This is a genomic window from Sphingomonas rubra (assembly GCF_900115745.1).
Lineage (GTDB): Bacteria > Pseudomonadota > Alphaproteobacteria > Sphingomonadales > Sphingomonadaceae > Sphingomonas > Sphingomonas rubra.
Genome location: NZ_FOXP01000001.1, coordinates 1 through 17145, shown reverse-complemented (window position 1 = coordinate 17145; position 17145 = coordinate 1). Strand labels below are relative to the sequence as shown.

18 protein-coding genes and 2 tRNA genes are annotated in these 17145 nt (G+C 67.8%); 11 read left to right on the top strand and 9 right to left on the bottom strand.

Going from position 1 to position 17145, the window contains the following annotated elements; all coding sequences use genetic code 11:
• Nucleotides 1–37: 37 nt before the first annotated feature.
• Both BM145_RS00095 and BM145_RS00090 read left to right on the top strand, forming a co-directional pair.
• Nucleotides 38–1234 (top strand): acyl-CoA dehydrogenase, encoded by a 1197-nt coding sequence (locus BM145_RS00095; protein WP_093329801.1) that lies wholly within the window; start codon nucleotides 38–40, stop codon nucleotides 1232–1234.
• 215 nt (nucleotides 1235–1449) lie between these two features.
• A complete protein-coding gene (locus BM145_RS00090) occupies nucleotides 1450–3387 on the top strand; it encodes a PAS domain-containing protein (RefSeq protein WP_218149597.1) in 1938 nt (645 codons plus the stop codon).
• 27 nt (nucleotides 3388–3414) lie between these two features.
• On the opposite strand, the gene BM145_RS00085 is transcribed toward BM145_RS00090, so the two are convergent.
• Complete coding sequence (locus BM145_RS00085; protein ID WP_425441073.1) at nucleotides 3415–4704, bottom strand: sugar MFS transporter; 1290 nt, start codon at nucleotides 4702–4704, stop codon at nucleotides 3415–3417.
• Between the two features lie 118 nt (nucleotides 4705–4822).
• Here BM145_RS00085 and BM145_RS00080 point away from each other — a divergent pair, with 118 nt between their 5' ends.
• The 7 genes from BM145_RS00080 to BM145_RS00050 all read left to right on the top strand — a co-directional run bounded on the left by BM145_RS00080 (nucleotide 4823) and on the right by BM145_RS00050 (nucleotide 10449).
• Nucleotides 4823–5584 (top strand): class II aldolase/adducin family protein, encoded by a 762-nt coding sequence (locus BM145_RS00080; protein ID WP_093329796.1) that lies wholly within the window; start codon nucleotides 4823–4825, stop codon nucleotides 5582–5584.
• Nucleotides 5585–5612: 28 nt separating this feature from the next.
• Nucleotides 5613–6170, top strand: coding sequence for a (2Fe-2S)-binding protein (locus BM145_RS00075; RefSeq protein WP_093329794.1), 558 nt, complete (start codon nucleotides 5613–5615; stop codon nucleotides 6168–6170).
• Nucleotides 6167–7078, top strand: a complete 912-nt coding sequence (gene dmeF, locus BM145_RS00070) for a CDF family Co(II)/Ni(II) efflux transporter DmeF (protein ID WP_093329792.1) — start codon at nucleotides 6167–6169, stop codon at nucleotides 7076–7078. The genes BM145_RS00075 and dmeF overlap by 4 nt, the downstream gene beginning before the upstream one ends.
• Before the next feature lie 60 nt (nucleotides 7079–7138).
• Nucleotides 7139–7699, top strand: a complete 561-nt coding sequence (locus tag BM145_RS00065) for a DUF1993 domain-containing protein (protein ID WP_093329789.1) — start codon at nucleotides 7139–7141, stop codon at nucleotides 7697–7699.
• The gene (locus BM145_RS00060) at nucleotides 7696–8382 is read left to right on the top strand and encodes a prolyl hydroxylase family protein (protein WP_093329786.1); all 687 of its coding nucleotides are present in this window, start codon (nucleotides 7696–7698) and stop codon (nucleotides 8380–8382) included. Before BM145_RS00065 ends, BM145_RS00060 begins: the two co-directional genes overlap by 4 nt.
• 183 nt (nucleotides 8383–8565) lie before the next feature.
• Nucleotides 8566–10338, top strand: coding sequence for a single-stranded-DNA-specific exonuclease RecJ (gene recJ / locus BM145_RS00055; RefSeq protein ID WP_093329783.1), 1773 nt, complete (start codon nucleotides 8566–8568; stop codon nucleotides 10336–10338).
• Between the two features lie 36 nt (nucleotides 10339–10374).
• Nucleotides 10375–10449, top strand: a tRNA-Glu gene (locus BM145_RS00050).
• A 479-nt stretch (nucleotides 10450–10928) separates the two neighbouring features.
• Here the strand turns inward: BM145_RS00050 and hspQ are convergent.
• Nucleotides 10929–11303, bottom strand: a complete 375-nt coding sequence (hspQ, locus tag BM145_RS00045; RefSeq protein WP_177200026.1) for a heat shock protein HspQ — start codon at nucleotides 11301–11303, stop codon at nucleotides 10929–10931.
• 127 nt (nucleotides 11304–11430) lie between these two features.
• On the opposite strand from hspQ, the gene BM145_RS00040 reads away from it, so the two are divergent.
• Both BM145_RS00040 and BM145_RS00035 read left to right on the top strand, forming a co-directional pair.
• Nucleotides 11431–11520, top strand: a tRNA-Ser gene (locus tag BM145_RS00040).
• A 447-nt stretch (nucleotides 11521–11967) separates the two neighbouring features.
• Nucleotides 11968–12183: a helix-turn-helix domain-containing protein gene (locus tag BM145_RS00035; RefSeq protein ID WP_093329778.1), complete on the top strand. Its 216-nt coding sequence runs from the start codon at nucleotides 11968–11970 to the stop codon at nucleotides 12181–12183.
• A gap of 10 nt (nucleotides 12184–12193) precedes the next feature.
• Here the strand turns inward: BM145_RS00035 and BM145_RS15510 are convergent, their stop codons facing one another.
• The 7 genes from BM145_RS15510 to BM145_RS00005 form a co-directional block, all read right to left on the bottom strand.
• The gene (locus BM145_RS15510; protein ID WP_143090066.1) at nucleotides 12194–12493 is read right to left on the bottom strand and encodes a hypothetical protein; all 300 of its coding nucleotides are present in this window, start codon (nucleotides 12491–12493) and stop codon (nucleotides 12194–12196) included.
• 98 nt (nucleotides 12494–12591) lie between these two features.
• Nucleotides 12592–13197 (bottom strand): hypothetical protein, encoded by a 606-nt coding sequence (locus BM145_RS15875; protein ID WP_177200025.1) that lies wholly within the window; start codon nucleotides 13195–13197, stop codon nucleotides 12592–12594.
• 108 nt (nucleotides 13198–13305) lie between these two features.
• Nucleotides 13306–14817 carry a YfjI family protein gene (locus BM145_RS00025; protein WP_093329774.1) on the bottom strand — a complete coding sequence of 504 codons (1512 nt, stop codon included), beginning with the start codon at nucleotides 14815–14817 and terminating at the stop codon, nucleotides 13306–13308.
• Nucleotides 14814–15458 (bottom strand): DUF7146 domain-containing protein, encoded by a 645-nt coding sequence (locus tag BM145_RS15870; protein ID WP_425441072.1) that lies wholly within the window; start codon nucleotides 15456–15458, stop codon nucleotides 14814–14816. The genes BM145_RS00025 and BM145_RS15870 overlap by 4 nt, the downstream gene beginning before the upstream one ends.
• A 314-nt stretch (nucleotides 15459–15772) precedes the next feature.
• Nucleotides 15773–15952: a helix-turn-helix domain-containing protein gene (locus BM145_RS00015; RefSeq protein WP_245738974.1), complete on the bottom strand. Its 180-nt coding sequence runs from the start codon at nucleotides 15950–15952 to the stop codon at nucleotides 15773–15775.
• 97 nt (nucleotides 15953–16049) lie between these two features.
• Nucleotides 16050–16790 carry a hypothetical protein gene (locus BM145_RS00010; protein ID WP_143090065.1) on the bottom strand — a complete coding sequence of 247 codons (741 nt, stop codon included), beginning with the start codon at nucleotides 16788–16790 and terminating at the stop codon, nucleotides 16050–16052.
• Nucleotides 16791–16809: 19 nt separating this feature from the next.
• Nucleotides 16810–17145: integrase core domain-containing protein (locus tag BM145_RS00005; protein ID WP_143090064.1), on the bottom strand; the 336-nt coding region annotated here is incomplete at its 5' end.

Here is a 17145-nt window from a genome sequence, read left to right as displayed (position 1 = left end):
CGCCGCCGTACCTCGCTTCGCAAAAGGAGAAGCGGTGATGGCAGGCCAGGGCAGCGGCATGGGCAGGTTCGACTGGGAGGACCCCTTCCTCCTCGACGATCAGCTATCCAACGACGAGCGGATGATCCGCGACACCGCGCGCGCCTACGCGCAGGACAAGCTCGCGCCCCGCATCATCGAGGCGTTCGCCCACGAGCATACCGATCCCGCGATCTTCCGCGAAATGGGCGAGCTCGGCCTACTCGGCCCCACCATCCCGGAGGAATATGGCGGCGTCGGCGCCAGTTACGTGGCCTATGGCCTGGTGGCGCGCGAAGTGGAGCGGATCGACAGCGGCTACCGCTCGATGATGAGCGTCCAGTCCAGCCTCGTCATGTACCCGATCCACGCCTACGGCTCGGAGGAGCAGCGCCGCCGATACCTGCCCAAGCTCGCGTCGGGCGAGTATATCGGCTGTTTCGGCCTGACCGAGCCCGATGCCGGCTCCGATCCCGGTGCCATGACGACGCGCGCCCGCAAGGTCGACGGCGGCTATGTCATCTCCGGCGCCAAGACCTGGATCAGCAATTCGCCCATCGCCGACGTCTTCGTGATCTGGGCCAAGTCGGACGCGCACGACGGCAAGATCAGGGGCTTCGTGCTCGACCGCGGTATGAAGGGGCTGGAGACGCCCAAGATCGAGGGCAAGCTGAGCTTGCGCGCCTCGATCACCGGCATGGTGATGATGGACGAGGTCGAGATCGGCGAGGATGCGCTCCTCCCCAACGTCGAGGGGCTGAAAGGCCCGTTCGGCTGCCTTAACCGTGCCCGCTACGGCATCAGCTGGGGCGCGCTCGGCGCCGCCGAGTTCTGTTTCTACGCCGCGCGAGCTTATGGCCTCGACCGCAAGCAGTTCGGCACGCCGCTCGCCGGCCGCCAGCTGTACCAGCGCAAGCTCGCGGACATGGAGACGGAGATCGCGCTCGGCCTCCAGGCTTCCTTGCGCGTCGGCCGGCTGATGGACGAGGGCCGTTTCGCGCCGGAGATGGTGTCGATCGTCAAACGCAACAACGTCGGCAAGGCGCTCCAGATCGTTCGCGAGGCACGCGACATGCACGGCGGCAACGGCATTTCCGGCGAGTATCAGGTCATGCGCCACCTGATGAACCTGGAGACGGTCAACACCTACGAAGGCGCCGCCGACGTCCACGCGCTGATCCTCGGCCGCGCGATCACCGGGCTCGCGGCGTTCTGATCGGCCCATCCCGTCACCGGCAACCCATGACGTTGACGCACGTTAGGCGCTCGCACGCGGTCGACCGATCCAAGCGGCGATCCGGACGGCGGCCTGCGGGCGACGAAGGGGTGGACGTGACGGAACCGACGAAGCCTGATTTCGACCGGCGCAGCCCGGATCGACGCAACCCGGCCCGGCTCGACCCGGCGCGCTATCGCACGCTGTTCGACTCGATGGACGAGGGTTTCTGCATCATCGAATTCGTCGATGGTCCGCACGGGCCTTTGAGCGATTACGTGCATATCGAGGCCAACGCCGCCTACGCGCGCAATGCCGGCATTCCCAACGTTGTCGGCCAGTACGTGCGCGAGATGGTCGGTGACGAGGCGGACGACTGGGTCGATCGCTACGGCCGCGTGCTGCGCACCGGCGAGGCGATCAGCTTCGAGCGCGAGCTGGAGGCGACCGGCCGCTACCTTCGCCTGTCTGCCTTCCGGATCGAGCCGGCCGAACTCAACCAGGTCGCGGTCCTCTTCCAGGACATCAGCGGCCGCCGCCGCGCCGAAGTCGCGCTTCAGGTGATGAACGAGAGCCTGGAGGCGCGCGTCGCCGCCGCCTTGGCCGAGCGGCGCGTACTCGCCGAGATCGTCGATGGCGCCGATGCCTTCGTCCACGTCGTCGACTGCGACTATCGCTGGATCGCGCTCAACAAGGCCGCCGCCGACGAGTTCGCTCGCGTATTCGGCGTCACTCCGCACGTCGGCGACGACATGCTGGCACTCCTCGCCAATCAGCCCGAGCAGCGCGCCCGCGTCCAGGCGGTCTGGTCGCGCGCGTTGGCCGGCGAGCGGTTCGTCGAGGTCAACCAGTTCCGTGGCAGCGACGTGCATTACGAGATGCGCTTCACCCCGCTGCGCGACCCCGCCGGCCGCGTCGTCGGCGCCTATCAGTTCGTCTACGACGTTACCGAGCGCGCCCGCGAGCAGCAGCGGCTGCGTGACACCGAGGAACAGCTCCGTCAGGCGCACAAGATGGAGGCGGTCGGCCAGCTGACCGGGGGCCTCGCCCACGACTTCAACAATCTGCTGACCGGCATCACCGGCAGCCTGGAGATGATCGGCGTCCGCATTGCGCAGGGCCGCACCGCCGAACTCGACCGCTACATCACCGCCGCGCAGGGGGCCGCGCGTCGCGCCGCCGCGCTCACCCACCGCCTGCTCGCCTTTTCCCGCCGTCAGACGCTCGCCCCCAAGCCGACCGATGTGCGCCAGCTGGTCGGCGGCATGGAGGAACTGATCCAGCGCTCGGTCGGGCCGGCGATCACGATCGAGACGGTCAACACCGCTGGGCTCTGGCCGGCGCTGATCGATCCCGGCCAGCTGGAGAACGCGGTTCTTAATCTCTGCCTCAACGCGCGCGACGCGATGCCCGACGGCGGCACCATCACCATCGAGACTGCCAACCGCTGGATGGACCGCCGCACCGCCGACGAGCGCGGCCTGCAGGCCGGCCAGTACATCTCGCTCTGCGTGTCCGACACCGGCACCGGCATGACGCCCGACGTCGTTGCCAACGCTTTCGACCCCTTCTTCACTACCAAGCCGATCGGCCTCGGCACCGGTCTCGGCCTGTCGATGATCTACGGCTTCGCCAAACAGTCGGGCGGCTCGGTCAGCATCTATTCCGAGCCGGGCGCGGGCACGATGGTGTGCATCTACCTCCCCCGTCACCTCGGCACCGCCGCGGACGCCGAGGCGGACGCGGAGACCAGCGCCGCGGCGGCGGAGATCGGCCAGGCAGTGGCCGGCGAGACGATCCTGGTGGTCGATGACGAGCCCACCATCCGTATGCTCGCCGCCGAGGTGCTGGCCGACCTCGGCTACGCGACGCTGGAGGCGGCGGACGGCGCCGCCGCGCTGCGCATTCTGCGGTCAGACCAGCGTATCGATCTGCTCCTCACCGATGTCGGCCTGCCCGGCGGCATGAACGGCCGCCAGGTCGCCGATGCCGCGCGGGCGTTGCGCCCCGACCTCCGCATCCTGTTCGTCACCGGCTACGCGGAGAACGCAGTGCTCAGCCACGGCCACCTCGTGCCGGGCATGCACGTCATCACCAAGCCGTTCTCGATGGACAAGCTCGGTACCACCGTCCGCGAACTACTGCCGCACTGACCTCCTCCGGCCCTTTCCCGCCAGCGATTACGCCACCGCCACCGACCGACGGGCATAGATTCCGTACGCCAGGATAATCGCGTAGCACAGCGCCGGCAGCGCCAGCGCCAGGTGCAGCGACCCGCTGGCATCCGCCAGCGCGCCCGTCAGCGGCGGCACGACGGCGCCGCCGACGATCGCGGTGGCGATCACGCCCGACCCTTCGGCCGACCGCTTGCCCAGCCCCTCGCTCGCCAGCGAGAAGATCGTCGGGAACATGATCGAGTTGACCAGCCCGATCGCCAGCAGCGACCAGGCGGACACCGCTCCGACCGTGTTGGCGGAGACCAGGATCAGCGCGATCGCTCCCGCCGCCACGCCCGCCAGCACCTTGGCCGGCGACACCCGGGCCAGCACGTACGCGCCGATGAACCGACCGATCAGCGCCCCGCCCCAGTAGAAGGGAACGTGCTTGCCCGCCGCCTGATCGCTCAGCCCCAGCGTTTCGGGCATCATCAGGTAGTTGACGATCAGCGACCCGATCGCGACCTCGGCGCCGACGTACAGGAAGATGCACGCCGTCCCCATTGCGAAGCGCGGTCGGCGCAGCAGCGTGAAGGCGTGCAGGATCGAGCCCGTATGGTCCTGCTGCTCCTGCAACCGGTTGCGCTTGGTCCACACCACCGCCGCCACCACGGCCAGCGCGATCGCCAGGCCGATATAGGTGTTGGTGACGACCTGCGTCTCCGCCGCCCGGTACGCGTCCAACGCCGCACCGGTCAGCGTCGACGCGTCCACCGTCGCCAAGCCACCCAGGATCACGATCGACCCGACATACGGGAAGATCGTCGTGCCCAGCGAGTTGAACGCCTGCGCGAAGGTCAGCCGGCTCGCCGCCGTCTGCGGGCGGCCCAGCAGCGAGATCAGCGGGTTGGCCACCACCTGCACCACCGTGATGCCGGCCGCCAGCACGAACAGCGCGAACAGGAACACGCCGAACGTCGCCGATCGCGAGGCGGGAATGAACAGCAGGCATCCCGCCATCATCGTCAGCAACCCGATCGTCGCCGTCTTCATGTACCCCGCCCGACGCACGATCGCCGCCGCCGGCAGCGAGAACAGCGCGTACGCCGCGAAGAACGCCGACTGGACCAGCAGCGCCTGCGCGTAGTTGAGCGTGAATAGCTCCTTCAGCTTGGGGATAATGACGTCGTTGAGGCTCGTGATCCCGCCGAAGATGAAGAACAGCGCGAACACGAACACCCGCAGGTCGGGCGCGTCGTACCCGTGCGCCGCGTCGCCCTGGGCGGCCTGCGCGGTGGTGGACGACGTATCCATGTTGATGGCCACCCGGGCGGTCCCCTTTCGTTGCCCGGCCGGTATGACCGTGCGCCCGCGGGCTGGCAATGCCCCCTCCCCTCGTGCGATAAGCGCCGCAGCAAGGAGAGAGCTCGCCATGGCCACCGCAATCCTGTCCCGTCCGGAAATCACCGCGGCCGAGTGGGAGGCGCGCCAGCAGCTCGCCGCCTGCTACCGCGTGTTCGACATGCTCGGCTGGTCCGAGATGATCTACAACCACATCACCTTGAAGGTGCCGGGCGAGGAGGGCGCGTTCCTCATCAACCCCTTCGGTCTCCACTTCTCGGAGGTGACGGCGTCCAGCCTGGTCAAGATCGACATCGACGGCAACAAGCTCAGCGACAGCCCCTACGGCGTCAACCGCGCCGGCTTCGTCCAGCACGCGCTCTTCCACCGCCACCTGCCCGACGCGCACTGCATCATGCACACGCACACCACCGCTGGCATGGCGGTGTCGTCGCTGGAAGGCGGCCTCCAGCCGATCAGTTTCTACGCCTGCAACTTCCAGGGCCAGATCGCCTATCACGACTTCGAGGGCGTCACCGTCCGTGACGAGGAGGGGGAGCGCCTCCTCGCCAATCTTGGCAAGAAGCGCGTCATGCTGCTGCGTAATCACGGCATCCTGGTGATGGGCAAGACCCTGCCCGAGGCGTTCATCAAACACTGGTCGCTGCAACGCGCCTGCGAAATCCAGCTCGCCACCCTGTCGATGGGCCAGCCGCTGCCCGTGTCGGACGAGGTGGTCGCCGTTCACCAGCGCGACCTCCACATGGCCCAGGTCCCCGGCGGCCCCGGCGCCGCCGACTTCGCCGCCATGGTGCGCAAGGTCGATCGCATCGACACGAGTTGGCGGGAGTAGGAGTGACCATCCCCCCGCGCACACCCCGATGACCCGCTTCACCGTCAACAACCAGGCTGTCGAGTACCGCCTCGATCCTGCCACCCCGCTCCTCTGGGCGCTGCGCGACGCATCCAACCTTACCGGCGCGAAATATGGCTGCGGCACCGGTCACTGCGGCGCCTGCACCGTCGACGTGGACGGCCGCGCCGTGCGTTCCTGCCGGATGACCATCGCCGAGGCGGAGGGCACCGTGGTCACCACGATCGAGGGCCTGTCACGCGAGCGCGAGCACCCGATCCAGCTCGCCTTCCTCGCCGACAATGTCGTCCAGTGCGGTTTCTGCGTTCCCGGTATCGTCATGACGGCCGCCGCACTCCTGCGCCGCGATCCCGATCCGTCGGAAGAGACGATCCGCCGCACCGTCACCAACCTATGCCGCTGCGGCGTCTACCCGCGCCTGGTCGACGCGATCCGCCGCGCCGCCCGCGCGCAGCGCGGCGAAGAGGTGATCCCCGCCGGCGCGCGTGCCGGCATCGATCCCGCCGACGCCGCCCGCACCGTCCCCGCGCTGGTCCCGCCGCGCGACACAGGAGGCGCCCCGTGACCGCCGCTCCCACCCACGCGCATGATTTCCTGGGCGAAGCGCACGACGAGAACGCACGCCGCACCCTGTGGGTGGTCGCGCTGACCGCCGTCATGATGGTCGGTGAGGTCGCCGCCGGATACTGGACCGGCTCGATGGCGCTGCTCGCCGACGGTGTCCACATGGCGACGCACGCGGGCGCGCTGTCGATCGCCGCCGCGGCCTATTCCTACGCCAGGCGCCACGCCGCCGACCCGCGCTTCAGCTTTGGCACCGGCAAGGTCGGCGACCTCGCCGGCTTCGCCTCGGCGCTGGTGCTCGGCCTCGCCGCGATCGGTATCGGCGGCGAATCGGTGCTGCGGCTGTTCGAGTCCGCTCGCGTCGATTTCGGCACCGCCACCTGGATCGCGCTGCTCGGCCTGGCGGTGAACGTCGCCAGCGCGCTGCTGCTCGGCGGCGGCCACAATCATCACGGGCACGACCATCATCCCCATCAACCCACCCACACGGGCGCCGCGCACGGAAACGACAACAACATCCGCTCCGCCTATGTCCACGTCCTCGCCGACGCGCTCACCTCCGTGCTCGCCATCGCCGCGCTGCTCGCGGGCCGCTATCTCGGCTGGACCTGGATGGACCCGGCGATGGGCATCCTCGGCGCGGCGGTGATCGCGCGCTGGTCGTGGGGGCTGATGCGCGACACCGCCGCCATCCTGCTCGACGCCACCGACGAGCGGATCGCCGCGGAGGTACGCCGCCTGATCGAGGCGCCGGGCGACGCCGCCATCACCGACCTGCACGTCTGGCGCGTCGGGCCGGACGCATACGCCGCGGTGGTCAGCGTCACGGGCGTCGCCGACGGCGCCACCGTCCGCCACCGCCTCCATCCCTTGCGTGCGCTGCGGCACCTGACCATCGAGATCGGCTGACCGCGGGGCCGGCTCGCCCTCGTCATTGCACGGTGATCGCGACTCTGTACGATACAGGCCATGACGCTGACGAACCTTCTCGCTCCGACATATCAACAAATGTTGCGGACCCTGGTGGGTTTGCTGGAAAAAGCGCAGCGGCAGATGCCCGACCAAGCCGACGACCTGCCGGCGGCGCGGCTGACGGCTGATATGTTGCCCCTTGCAGCTCAGATCCGGTTCGCCGTGTTCCAGGCGCAGGAAGCGATCTTTCGGCTGAGGGGCGAACCTGTTCCCGAATGGCTGGATGCCATCGCCGCCGAGGGTCGTAATGCCGCCGACGTGCCCGGCTCGCTCGCGGATGCCATGAAGCGCATCGATGAAGCGTTATCGTTTCTGGCCGACCTGCCTGGCGACACCCTCGACGCGGGTGCGGAGTTGTCGATCGCCATCGACCTGCCGGGCGGTGTCGCTTTTGATCTGACTGGCGAGCAATATGTCCGCGACTGGGCCCTGCCGCAGTTCTACTTCCACGTCGTGATGGCGTACGCGATCATCCGCGCCGGCGGCGTTGAAATCGGAAAGGCGGATTACGTGCCTCACATGTTCGCTTATCTCCGCCCCGGAACGATGCCTTCATGAAGCTCTTCGGCAAGACCAGGCCGGCATCGCCCTCGGCGAGCCCCAATCGCGCCACGGTGGGCGCGGCGGTCGCCGCGCGGCTCGACGCGAATCCGGCGCTGCAGCGCGCGCCCGTCGATCCGGCGCAGGTTTATTATTATCCCGACTTCCTCGACGCGGCGGCCTGCGCGCGCATGGTGGCAATGATCGACGCGCATCGCCGCCCCTCGACCCTGCTGTCCGACCGCAACGATCAAGGCTTCCGCACCTCGGACAGCTGCGACATGGATCGCTACGCCCGCGACGTGCAGCCGATCGACGAGGGGATCGCCGCCCTCCTCGGCATCGATCCCGCGCACGGCGAGACGATGCAGGGCCAGCGCTACGCCCCCGGCCAGCAATTCCGCGCCCATCACGATTATTTTCACGCCACCGAGAGCTACTGGCCGCGCATGCAGGCGGAGGGCGGCCAGCGCACCTGGACCGCGATGATCTACCTGAACGACGTGGAGGAAGGCGGCGCGACCTGGTTCCCCCAGGCCGGCATCCGCGTCGCACCCCGTCGCGGCCTGCTCCTCGCCTGGAACAACATGAAGCCCGACGGCAGCCCCAACGAAGCGACCATCCACGAAGGCATGCCCGTCGTCGCCGGCACCAAGTACATCATCACCAAATGGTTTCGGGAGAACCCCTGGATTCGCTGAGACGGCGATCAATGGTCAGTGTAGCCACGGACCTTTGACGCAGAGGCAAGGGCTTCGATCCGGCAACATCCTGTGCCCTGGGGAGTCCCCCTTGGTGCTGTTCTACAACGCCCGGCAATGGTACTGAGCGCCGCTGATGAAAGTGATCGTGCCCCTTCCGCCTTCGTTACCGTTGACCCCGCGATGACCGTTCTGGGCGTCGCCCACTCCATCCTCGGCCAGCCCTGGCGCTGGCGCGCGCTCTCCGCCGACGACCGCGACGGCGGTCAGGGTTACGGAGGCGGGGGAGAGGACGCGCTCGTCCGCCAGCTCCTGCTCGCCCGCGGTTGCCCGCCCGACGAGGTCGACGCGCACCGCGCTCCCTCGATCCGCGGCTTCATGCCCGACCCGTCGATCTTCCGCGACATGGACCGCGCCGCCGCCCGCCTCGCCGACGCGGTGGTCGCGGCCGAGAAGATCGCGATATTCGGCGATTACGACGTCGACGGCGCCACCTCGACGGCGCTGCTCGTGCGCCTGCTCCGCGACCTCGGCCTCGAGCCCCGCCCCTACATCCCCGATCGCCTGACCGAGGGTTACGGCCCCTCCGCCGCCGCGCTCCACCGCCTGTCGTCCGAGGGCGCGACGCTGATCGTCACCGTCGATTGCGGCGCCCAGGCCTTCGAGGCGTTCGAGGCCGCGCGTGATGCCGGGATCGAGATCGTCGTCGTCGACCACCATAAATGTGCCAGCGCTCTCCCCCACGCCCATGCGCTGGTGAATCCCAACCGCCTCGACGAGGCCGCCGACGCCGCCGCCCACGGCCATCTCGCCGCAGTCGGCATGTGCTTCCTCCTCGCCGCCGCACTGGTCCGCGAACTGGAGCGGCGCGGCTTCTTCGCTGGCCGGCCCAAGCCCAACCTCCTCCACCTGCTCGACCTGGTCGCGCTCGGCACCGTCGCCGACGTCGCGCAGCTCCGCGGCCTCAACCGCGCCTTCGTCACGCAGGGGCTGAAGGTGATGGCGCAGCGCCGCAACATCGGGCTCGCCGCGCTGATCGAGGCGTCGCGCCTCACCCGCGCGCCGACCTGCACCGACCTCGGCTTCGCGCTAGGCCCCCGCATCAACGCCGGTGGCCGCGTCGGCCGCGCCGATCTCGGCGTGCGCCTGCTCACCACCACCGACCCTGCGGAGGCCCGCGCGCTCGCCGAGGAGCTGAACGGCTTCAACGACGACCGCCGCGCGATCGAGGCCGCCGTCCAGTTGGAGGCCGATACCCGCATCGACGCGCGGGCCAATGTCGTCCTCGTCGCCGGACACGGCTGGCACCCCGGTGTTATCGGCATCGTCGCCGGTCGCCTCAAGGAGCGGCTCGGCCGCCCCGTCATCGTCGTCGCGCTCGACGAGGGAGGCATCAGCAAGGGATCGGGCCGCTCGATCACCGGCGTCGACCTCGGCGCCGCGATCATGGCCGCGCGTGAGCACGGCCTGCTTCTTGCCGGCGGCGGCCACGCCATGGCTGCCGGCCTGACGGTGGAAGAGGCGCAGGTCCCCGCCCTCGCCCGCTTCCTCGACGATCGCCTCGCCGCCGCAATCGACCGCGCGCGCGAGGACCGCGCGCTGCTCCTCGACGCCGTCGTCGCGCCCGGCGGCATCACTCCCGATCTCGTCGCCTCACTGGAGGCGGGCGGCCCCTACGGCGCCGGCTGGCCCGCTCCCCGCGTCGCCGCCGGGCCCTTCCGCCTGGTCAAGGTCGACGTGGTCGGCAACGGCCACGTCCGCGCCATCGCCGCCGGCGATGACGGCCGCAGCATCAAGGCCATGGCCTTCCGCGCCGCCGACACGCCGCTCGGCCAGGCTCTGCTCTCCGCCCCCGGCCACCGCCGCCTCTGGCTCGCCGGCCGCGCCCGCCTCGACGACTGGGGCAGCCGCCCCGCCGCCGAACTTCATCTCGACGACGCCGCATGGGCGGATTGACGTGGACGCCCGCCTCGCCTAGCAGCCTCCCACGCTGGCCCCTTCGTCTAGCGGTTAGGACGCGGCCCTTTCACGGCTGAAGCACGGGTTCGATTCCCGTAGGGGTCACCAGCACCGCCCGGATCTGCGGCTGTCGGCGGAACGTATCCGACTTCGGCGGTGCCACCCTCCGCGATCACGGAAAACAGCGCTACGACGTAGGCTGCAGGTCGCGGCAATCGACCGGGCGAGGTACGCCTTCGCGCTCTTCTCCGTCGCCCCTGCGGTCGAGATGAACGGCGACCGGATTGCCGATCCGCGCCTTGCTCTGGGCGACGTCGGACTCAAGTCGTGGCGCGCCGGCCGGACGGGGCGGCGAGAGAGCTACGTCGCCATCCTGTCTCATGCGCAGCGTACCGGGACGTTGGCTGAGGCGGAGGCACCGATGCCGCTCGAACTCCAGCATCGGTCGCTGCACAGCTTTCGCGCGATGGCCTGCGACCGCATTCTCAATGCCATGATCGCCGCCAGCGATCCTCGTTCGCACCGCCATGCCGCACCCCGATCGCTCGGCCGCGGGTCGCGCGATCAGCCGAAACCTGGGCGAGCGCCTAGTGTCGGTGCTCGCGCTTCAGATTGTACCGACCGTCCGCGAAGCCGGTGAACAGGCCCGAGATCGCCGGATGGTCGACCGGCTCGTCGCTGTCGTCGGGTACGAGGTTCTGCTGGCTGACATAGGCGACGTAGCTCGATTCAATATTCTCGGCGAGCAGGTGGTAAAAGGGCTGGTCCTTGGACGGACGGATTGCCTCCGGGATCGCCTCGTACCATTCATCCGTATTGGCGAACACGGGGTCGACATCGAAGATCACGCCGCGGAAGTCGAACATGCGATGGCGGACGACCTCGCCGATGGCGAAGCGCGCGTGCGATACGGGCGGGGCGACCGGCTCGTCGCCGTTGGTCGGGGTAACATGTTCGGGCATGCCGGACATTTAGTCGCTGGCGCGCGCCGCAACAAGCGCGGAGCGCTTGCACCGGCGCCGACCTTGCGTTAGTGGCGCGCCCTCGACCGGCCGAAGCCGCCCGCCAGGGTGGCAATCAGTCCTCTGCGGAGAGGTGGCAGAGTGGTCGAATGTACCGCACTCGAAATGCGGCGTGCCCTCACGGGTACCGTGGGTTCGAATCCCACCCTCTCCGCCACTTACCTGCCGTAAGTCTCTCAATTTCGGCGCTTTTTCGAGTCATCCGCTTTGCGGCCCCACTCTCGGCCCTACTTGGCGCGCCTACTTGGCTTAGCGCAGCGACCGACGCAGCTAACCGCGCTTCCGCGATCGTCCCGGCTACTCGAATCAAAGAAGGTGCCGGAAGCGCGATCGACCCTAAGCACGGCGGCACAGAAGCGGAATTTTCGGCACACCTTACGCGGGGTCCCGCAGGTGTAAGTGACTGAGGATGCCATCCAATAGCCGTTATACGTCGGCCATCATTTCGTTAGACGACGTTACACAGAGCGAAGTCGTTGATCTTGCTCCATTAGCTTACCAACTCAGCGGCATGGCTGAGGCACTTTCCTACAGTCCCGCCGCCCTGCTAATCGGCCAATTGCCTTGCGTTGCGCGACCATGCTCCTCCGGCTGGAGAGCATGCATGCCGAATGTTGAAACAAAGAAAGGTCGGCCGGAGCCGGCACATAGCCCGCTGGAGCCGCTGGCAGTCCGCATCCCTACAGCGATGCAACTCATCGGCGTTCGTCGGTCCACCGTTTACGCGCTGATCAAGGCTGGTGAGTTGCAAACTGTGAAGCTCGGTCGGGCAACGCTGATCACCATGAGCAGCCTTCGCCGGTTGGTGGAATGTCCGTGATTGGATCGAATTAGTCAGCTGGCCGCGCGTCGAGTATCTCGTTACAAAGCCGCGCGGCGGAGGCGCCATCGGCACTCCTGACGCGCGCCCACTCTTCCGCAGAAAACTCCGTCATGTCTTCTTCCAGGTAGGGACCGGCACCTGCATAAGACGAATAAATCTGTATGCCGCCGTCCGGCTGCACCTCGCTATGGCATGGTACGGTGCGACCATCCCGCCGCCTGCCATAAATATAGAGGCCCGTCGCATTTGGCTTTCCGAAAGCACCCGACTTAGCGAGGTAGCGGATGTTTCGAATTTCGCTACGCATCGGTTTTCCATCTGCTGATCAATCGCGCTTGGTGAAGCTACCACCCCTCCCGCTGCTCCGCCACAAGCTCCCGCATCATCTCGCGAAGGTGCGCCAGCTCAGCCCTGAGCGCCAACCGCTTTCCGCCCTTGTCGGCGTTGCGGCTGGCGCGGGCCTTGCCGTCCGCCGTCTGCGGCCCCGTCGATCGCTCCCACGGCTTCCAGCGCCGGATCGCCGCCGATTGCCGCGCCCGCCGTTCCGGGCTCCAGCCGTTTGCCATGCTCCGTCTCCAATAGTTCGTTCTGCGAGCTTGCCGGATCGCTCGCGCGAGGGGCGGCACCGCCGTTGTTCACCTGTTGCGGCCCGTTCGCGATGTTCGCCTGCCGGGCATAGACGACAGGTGGGTTCTTGATCGTGGCCAGCGTCTCTAGCGTGGCACGGCATTGCGCCTGCGCCTTCAACGCCAGCCGCATGTAGGTTTCGGCCGCTTGGATGTACTCGCCCATGTTCGCGCCCGATCGCCGTGCCAGCTCTAGGAACATGGCGTTGAGCGCAGCGGCCTGCGCCGTCAGCATGTCTTCTGCGCTGCCGAGCTTGTTGCTCCGAATTGCCTTGGCGCGATCGTGCAACGCTTCATACAGCGCCGTGAAATCGGTCTCGCCGGAGAACGGCTTCCCGAACGATGAGGCGATCACCGCGCTACCGAACAGCGGATCGAGCGCCACGTCGGCTAACTGTCGCTCTTTCGAGACTCCCGGCTTCTCCGCCACCTGTAGCGTTCCCGCTGGTTTCGCTCCTGCCATGCAAAATCTCCGTTTTCCGGTGGCGGCCTGCTAAAGCCGCGAAACTTGCGAAAGCGGCGGGATCACGCGCCATGCGTCCCGATGGCGCTTCCCGTCGGTTTCGGCTCCGTCCGGCATCGGGTGCAGCCAGCCATGTTCCTCCAGCACGTCGATCGCCGCACGCGCCTTCGCCTTAGTGCGGATGGAGTTCGGCCCGCGCTGATAGACGTGGGCGATCCCCACCAGCGGCTTGCCCCAATCCGCATGAAGCCAGCTCAGCAGCAGCTCGGCTTGAACGACTTCGGGCGGGATCGCGCCCGTATGGAACAGCCGCAGCGCCTCGCCGGCATAGAAGCGCGCGAGCGCTATCCCGCGCTCCATCGCCTCGCCGCCGACGCTACCAGCCTGCGGCACCTCCGTAAGCTGGATCACGCCCGCCAGCCGGGCGGCATGCTCGGCCAGCTTGTTAGCGAAGCCTCGCACCGGCTCCAGCGTGCCACCGGGTCCAAGCTGCCGCTCCGTGTCATCGGCGAGTGCGCGCCACAGGTCCGCCGCGCGCCCGTCCAGCTCCAGGCGGCGCGGCTTCAAGGCGCCATCCTGCTTGGGCGCGTCCAGCTCCAGCAGGTCCAGCAATCGGCGCGTGTAGGCGTCTAAAGCGGTGCGGGAGTGTGGATCGGCAGCGCGCTGCATGCGGGTGCCGGCGAGGCTGGCGGGTGCCGCGACCAGCAGGCGGGACAAGAGCCCTTGCTGCCCCAGCTCCACGTTGCTCAGCAGCCGGTCGGCAACGCCCGGCTGGATCATCAGGTGCGCCGCCAGCCGCCTACCCGGCAGGATCGTCGCGCCGTCGCCGACACGGACGCGGCGGATCGGCGCACCGTCCCATAGCTCCGAGAGGCCCGCCGCCATGTGCAGCCGGTTTTCCTCGCTCATGCCGTGACCGCCAAGGAAGCCCCCGGCCTCATCGCTGAACAGGCCAAGCGAGGGCTCCGCTTCTCCGAACAGCTTGTGCAGCCCGCCTAGCGTTGGCTCGCGCACCAACAGCATGGGCGCGAGCGGCGGCACAGGCGGCGGACCAAGCCGTTCCAACGCATCTCGGCCGGCGGCATAGTCGCCCTTGGCCTTGCCGAGCGCCTTCTTGCGCGCCTCGTCCCATGCCGCCTTTGCGTTCTCATAGCTCGGCCTCGCGCGCGCGTATTGGTCGCGTAATGCTTCCTCACGTCGCCGTAGCGGCTCCAGCGCTTCCCCATCGGCCGCGCTCTTGCGTTCGCCGGAAGCCGCCACCGTCACCAGGAACAGCGAGAGCGGCCGAGCATGCCCAGTGGCCGGGATGATCACGTCAGCATGCGCCTGCGCCGCCAGCGAAGCAGCTCCAAGCACCGACTGCGCCGCGATGGCATCAGGACATTGCACCCGATCCATGATGGCGCGTGCCGCACGCTCCAGCACCGGGCCGAGCGCCGCCAGCGGGAACGGCTCGGCCGGCGGCAGCGCGCGCCGGAGCGGCAGCGGCTCAGGCGTGTTAACCGGCTCGGCTGCTGCCAGTGCTGGCGCGAACCGGCTCACCGCGCGATACCGCGAAGCTGATCGTTCCAATCCTTGAAGGGCGGATTGGGGCGCATGATCCGCACCTGCCGCCCCTCGCTCGCGAACCCCTCGGCTGACCGCCTCGCCGCCTGTTCGCCGGCAGCATCATTGTCGGCAGCGATAATCACGCTAGAGACGATCGGCGGCAGGCACATGGCCACGAGCATGCCCGCACCAGGAGCCGCCCACACGCTGGCACCCGGCAGCTCTCGCGCGAGGCTTAGGCCATCCTCCAGCCCCTCGCATAGCAACAGCTCCGCCGCCGGCTCCGCAAGCCGGATTGCGCCACCGCCCACGCGGCCAAGCGAGAGCTTGGGATCGCGCACCGACAGCTTGCGCCCGTCTGCCGTGAGGAAGGTGCGCTGTATGCCTTCCAGAGCCCCGCTGGCGCCCGTTACAGGCGCAACGATCGCGGGATGCTCGCCCGCGCCAGGATAGCGCAGAAGGGCCGCGCGGAGCCGCGTCCAGGCGGGCACCGGACGCAAGCCCCTGCCGATCAGGTAGGCTTCCGAGGGCCCGCCGATCGGCACGGCTGCCGCGTAGATCGCGCGAACGCGAGCGATCCGCCGTGCCTCATCAGCATCAGGATTAGCAGCTCTCGCGACTTTAGCAGCGCTCACCGGGCGAACCGCAGTCCTGCCGCCGTCCAGCGCTCGCGCGGCCGCGCCCTGCCGGCCTCCGGTGAACAGGTAGGCATAGAGCGAGACAGGATCGCCGCCGCACTCGCCTGTCGCGAAGTCCGCCCAGCGGCCGGAGCGGAGATTGACGCGAAAGGAGCCCGGCCGCTGATCATGCCGGCGCGGGTTCAACGCAGTCCATTCCGCTCCAGCCGCTCGGCCGATCGGAAGCCACTGCTTCACCAATGCAGGGAGCTGCGGCAGGAGCGTGGCATTAAGTTGGTTGAAGCGCGAGCGTTGCCCGTGCGCATCCGCCGTCACTGACACGCTCCGACAAGCGCCTTGAGGCTATCGACCTTCACCAGCCGGCGCCGACCAATGGCGACGGTTTCAAGTCGGCCGGCCGCGATCAGTTCATAGGTCTTCGATCGGCCGAGGCCGAGGGCTTTCGCAGCGTCTGATATGGGTAGCAGCAACGGTTCCAACTTAACCTCCACCGTCCGCTGGAAGCGCCAAGGCGGCGTGCGGACGTGGATGGTTGAGCATGGAAGCCATTCGAGTTCGGCCGATAAAGGCCGACAAAGGCCTAGATTGTCATTTCCGGCCTTCTTTGCCGTGCTCGTCGATCGCTTGCATTATGCGGCTAGCCCGCTTGCGAAGCTCGCTTTCCGAAGGTGCGCCGCCGCTCTGAGCGGTGAAGTAGTCAGCCAGCAGGCGTTCCACTTCGGCTTGCGCGCCTAAGCCAGTCGGCAGCCCGTCCACCCCGTTCGCGATTGCGGTCACAGCCGCGAGCGCACCTTCCCAATCCCATTTGGGCCGGCGGCCAGGCCCACTCCGCGACGTTTCGACAGCCTGCGACTGGGCTATAGGCGTCGGGGCGGATGCCTGGGGTGCAAGCAGTTCGATTTGTTCGAGCGAACAGCATAGATCGCCAAGCACAATCTGTTGTGTGCTTTCCCGATTGTATCTCGAAAACGTCTCTTCTGCCGTGGAAAGCCAGTCATCAGGGATGTCTTTGCCGTACCGTTCAAACGTTAGGGAACCTGCCTCGAAATCCACCTGATCAGTCAGCATTAATGCGAAAGGCACGTCGCGCGGCTCATCTCTCCATTCCTCACGGTGCAACTCGACATCATCCATGATGGCCTTGCCCTTAATCGCCTCCGCAACTTCCTCACCGTAGGTACGGGCGACCTCTTCCGGGTCTGGCTTGATGTAGTGCGCGCCATCGGCCGTCCGCCTGCCGTCAAATAGCAGGCCGATCCACACTGTTTCCGTCACGACGCCTTGGCGGGCGTACAGGTGAACCTCACCGTCGAGCACCAGAGCTTTCAAGAGGCGCTGTTGTTGCCCCCTAAAGGCCTGACGGGTCCTCGCGGGTTTGCGCGATGTACTCGCGGGGTGATCGATAGCCCAGAGCGCGATGCGGATGCACCTCGTTGTAGTGGGCGAGCCAGCCTGGCAGCTGCTTGATGACGGTCTGGGCGTCCGGCCTGGGGTTCACGCGGACATAGTCGCGCTTGAGGGTGCGGACGAACGCTTCTGCCATGCCGTTCGACTGCGGGCTGCTGACCGGGGTGGTGCGCGGGATCAGCCCGATGTCGCGGGCGAAGGCTCGGGTGTCGCGCGCGACGTAGCAGCTGCCGTTATCGCTCAGCCACTCGATCGGCTCGGGCAGGCGGTTCACCGG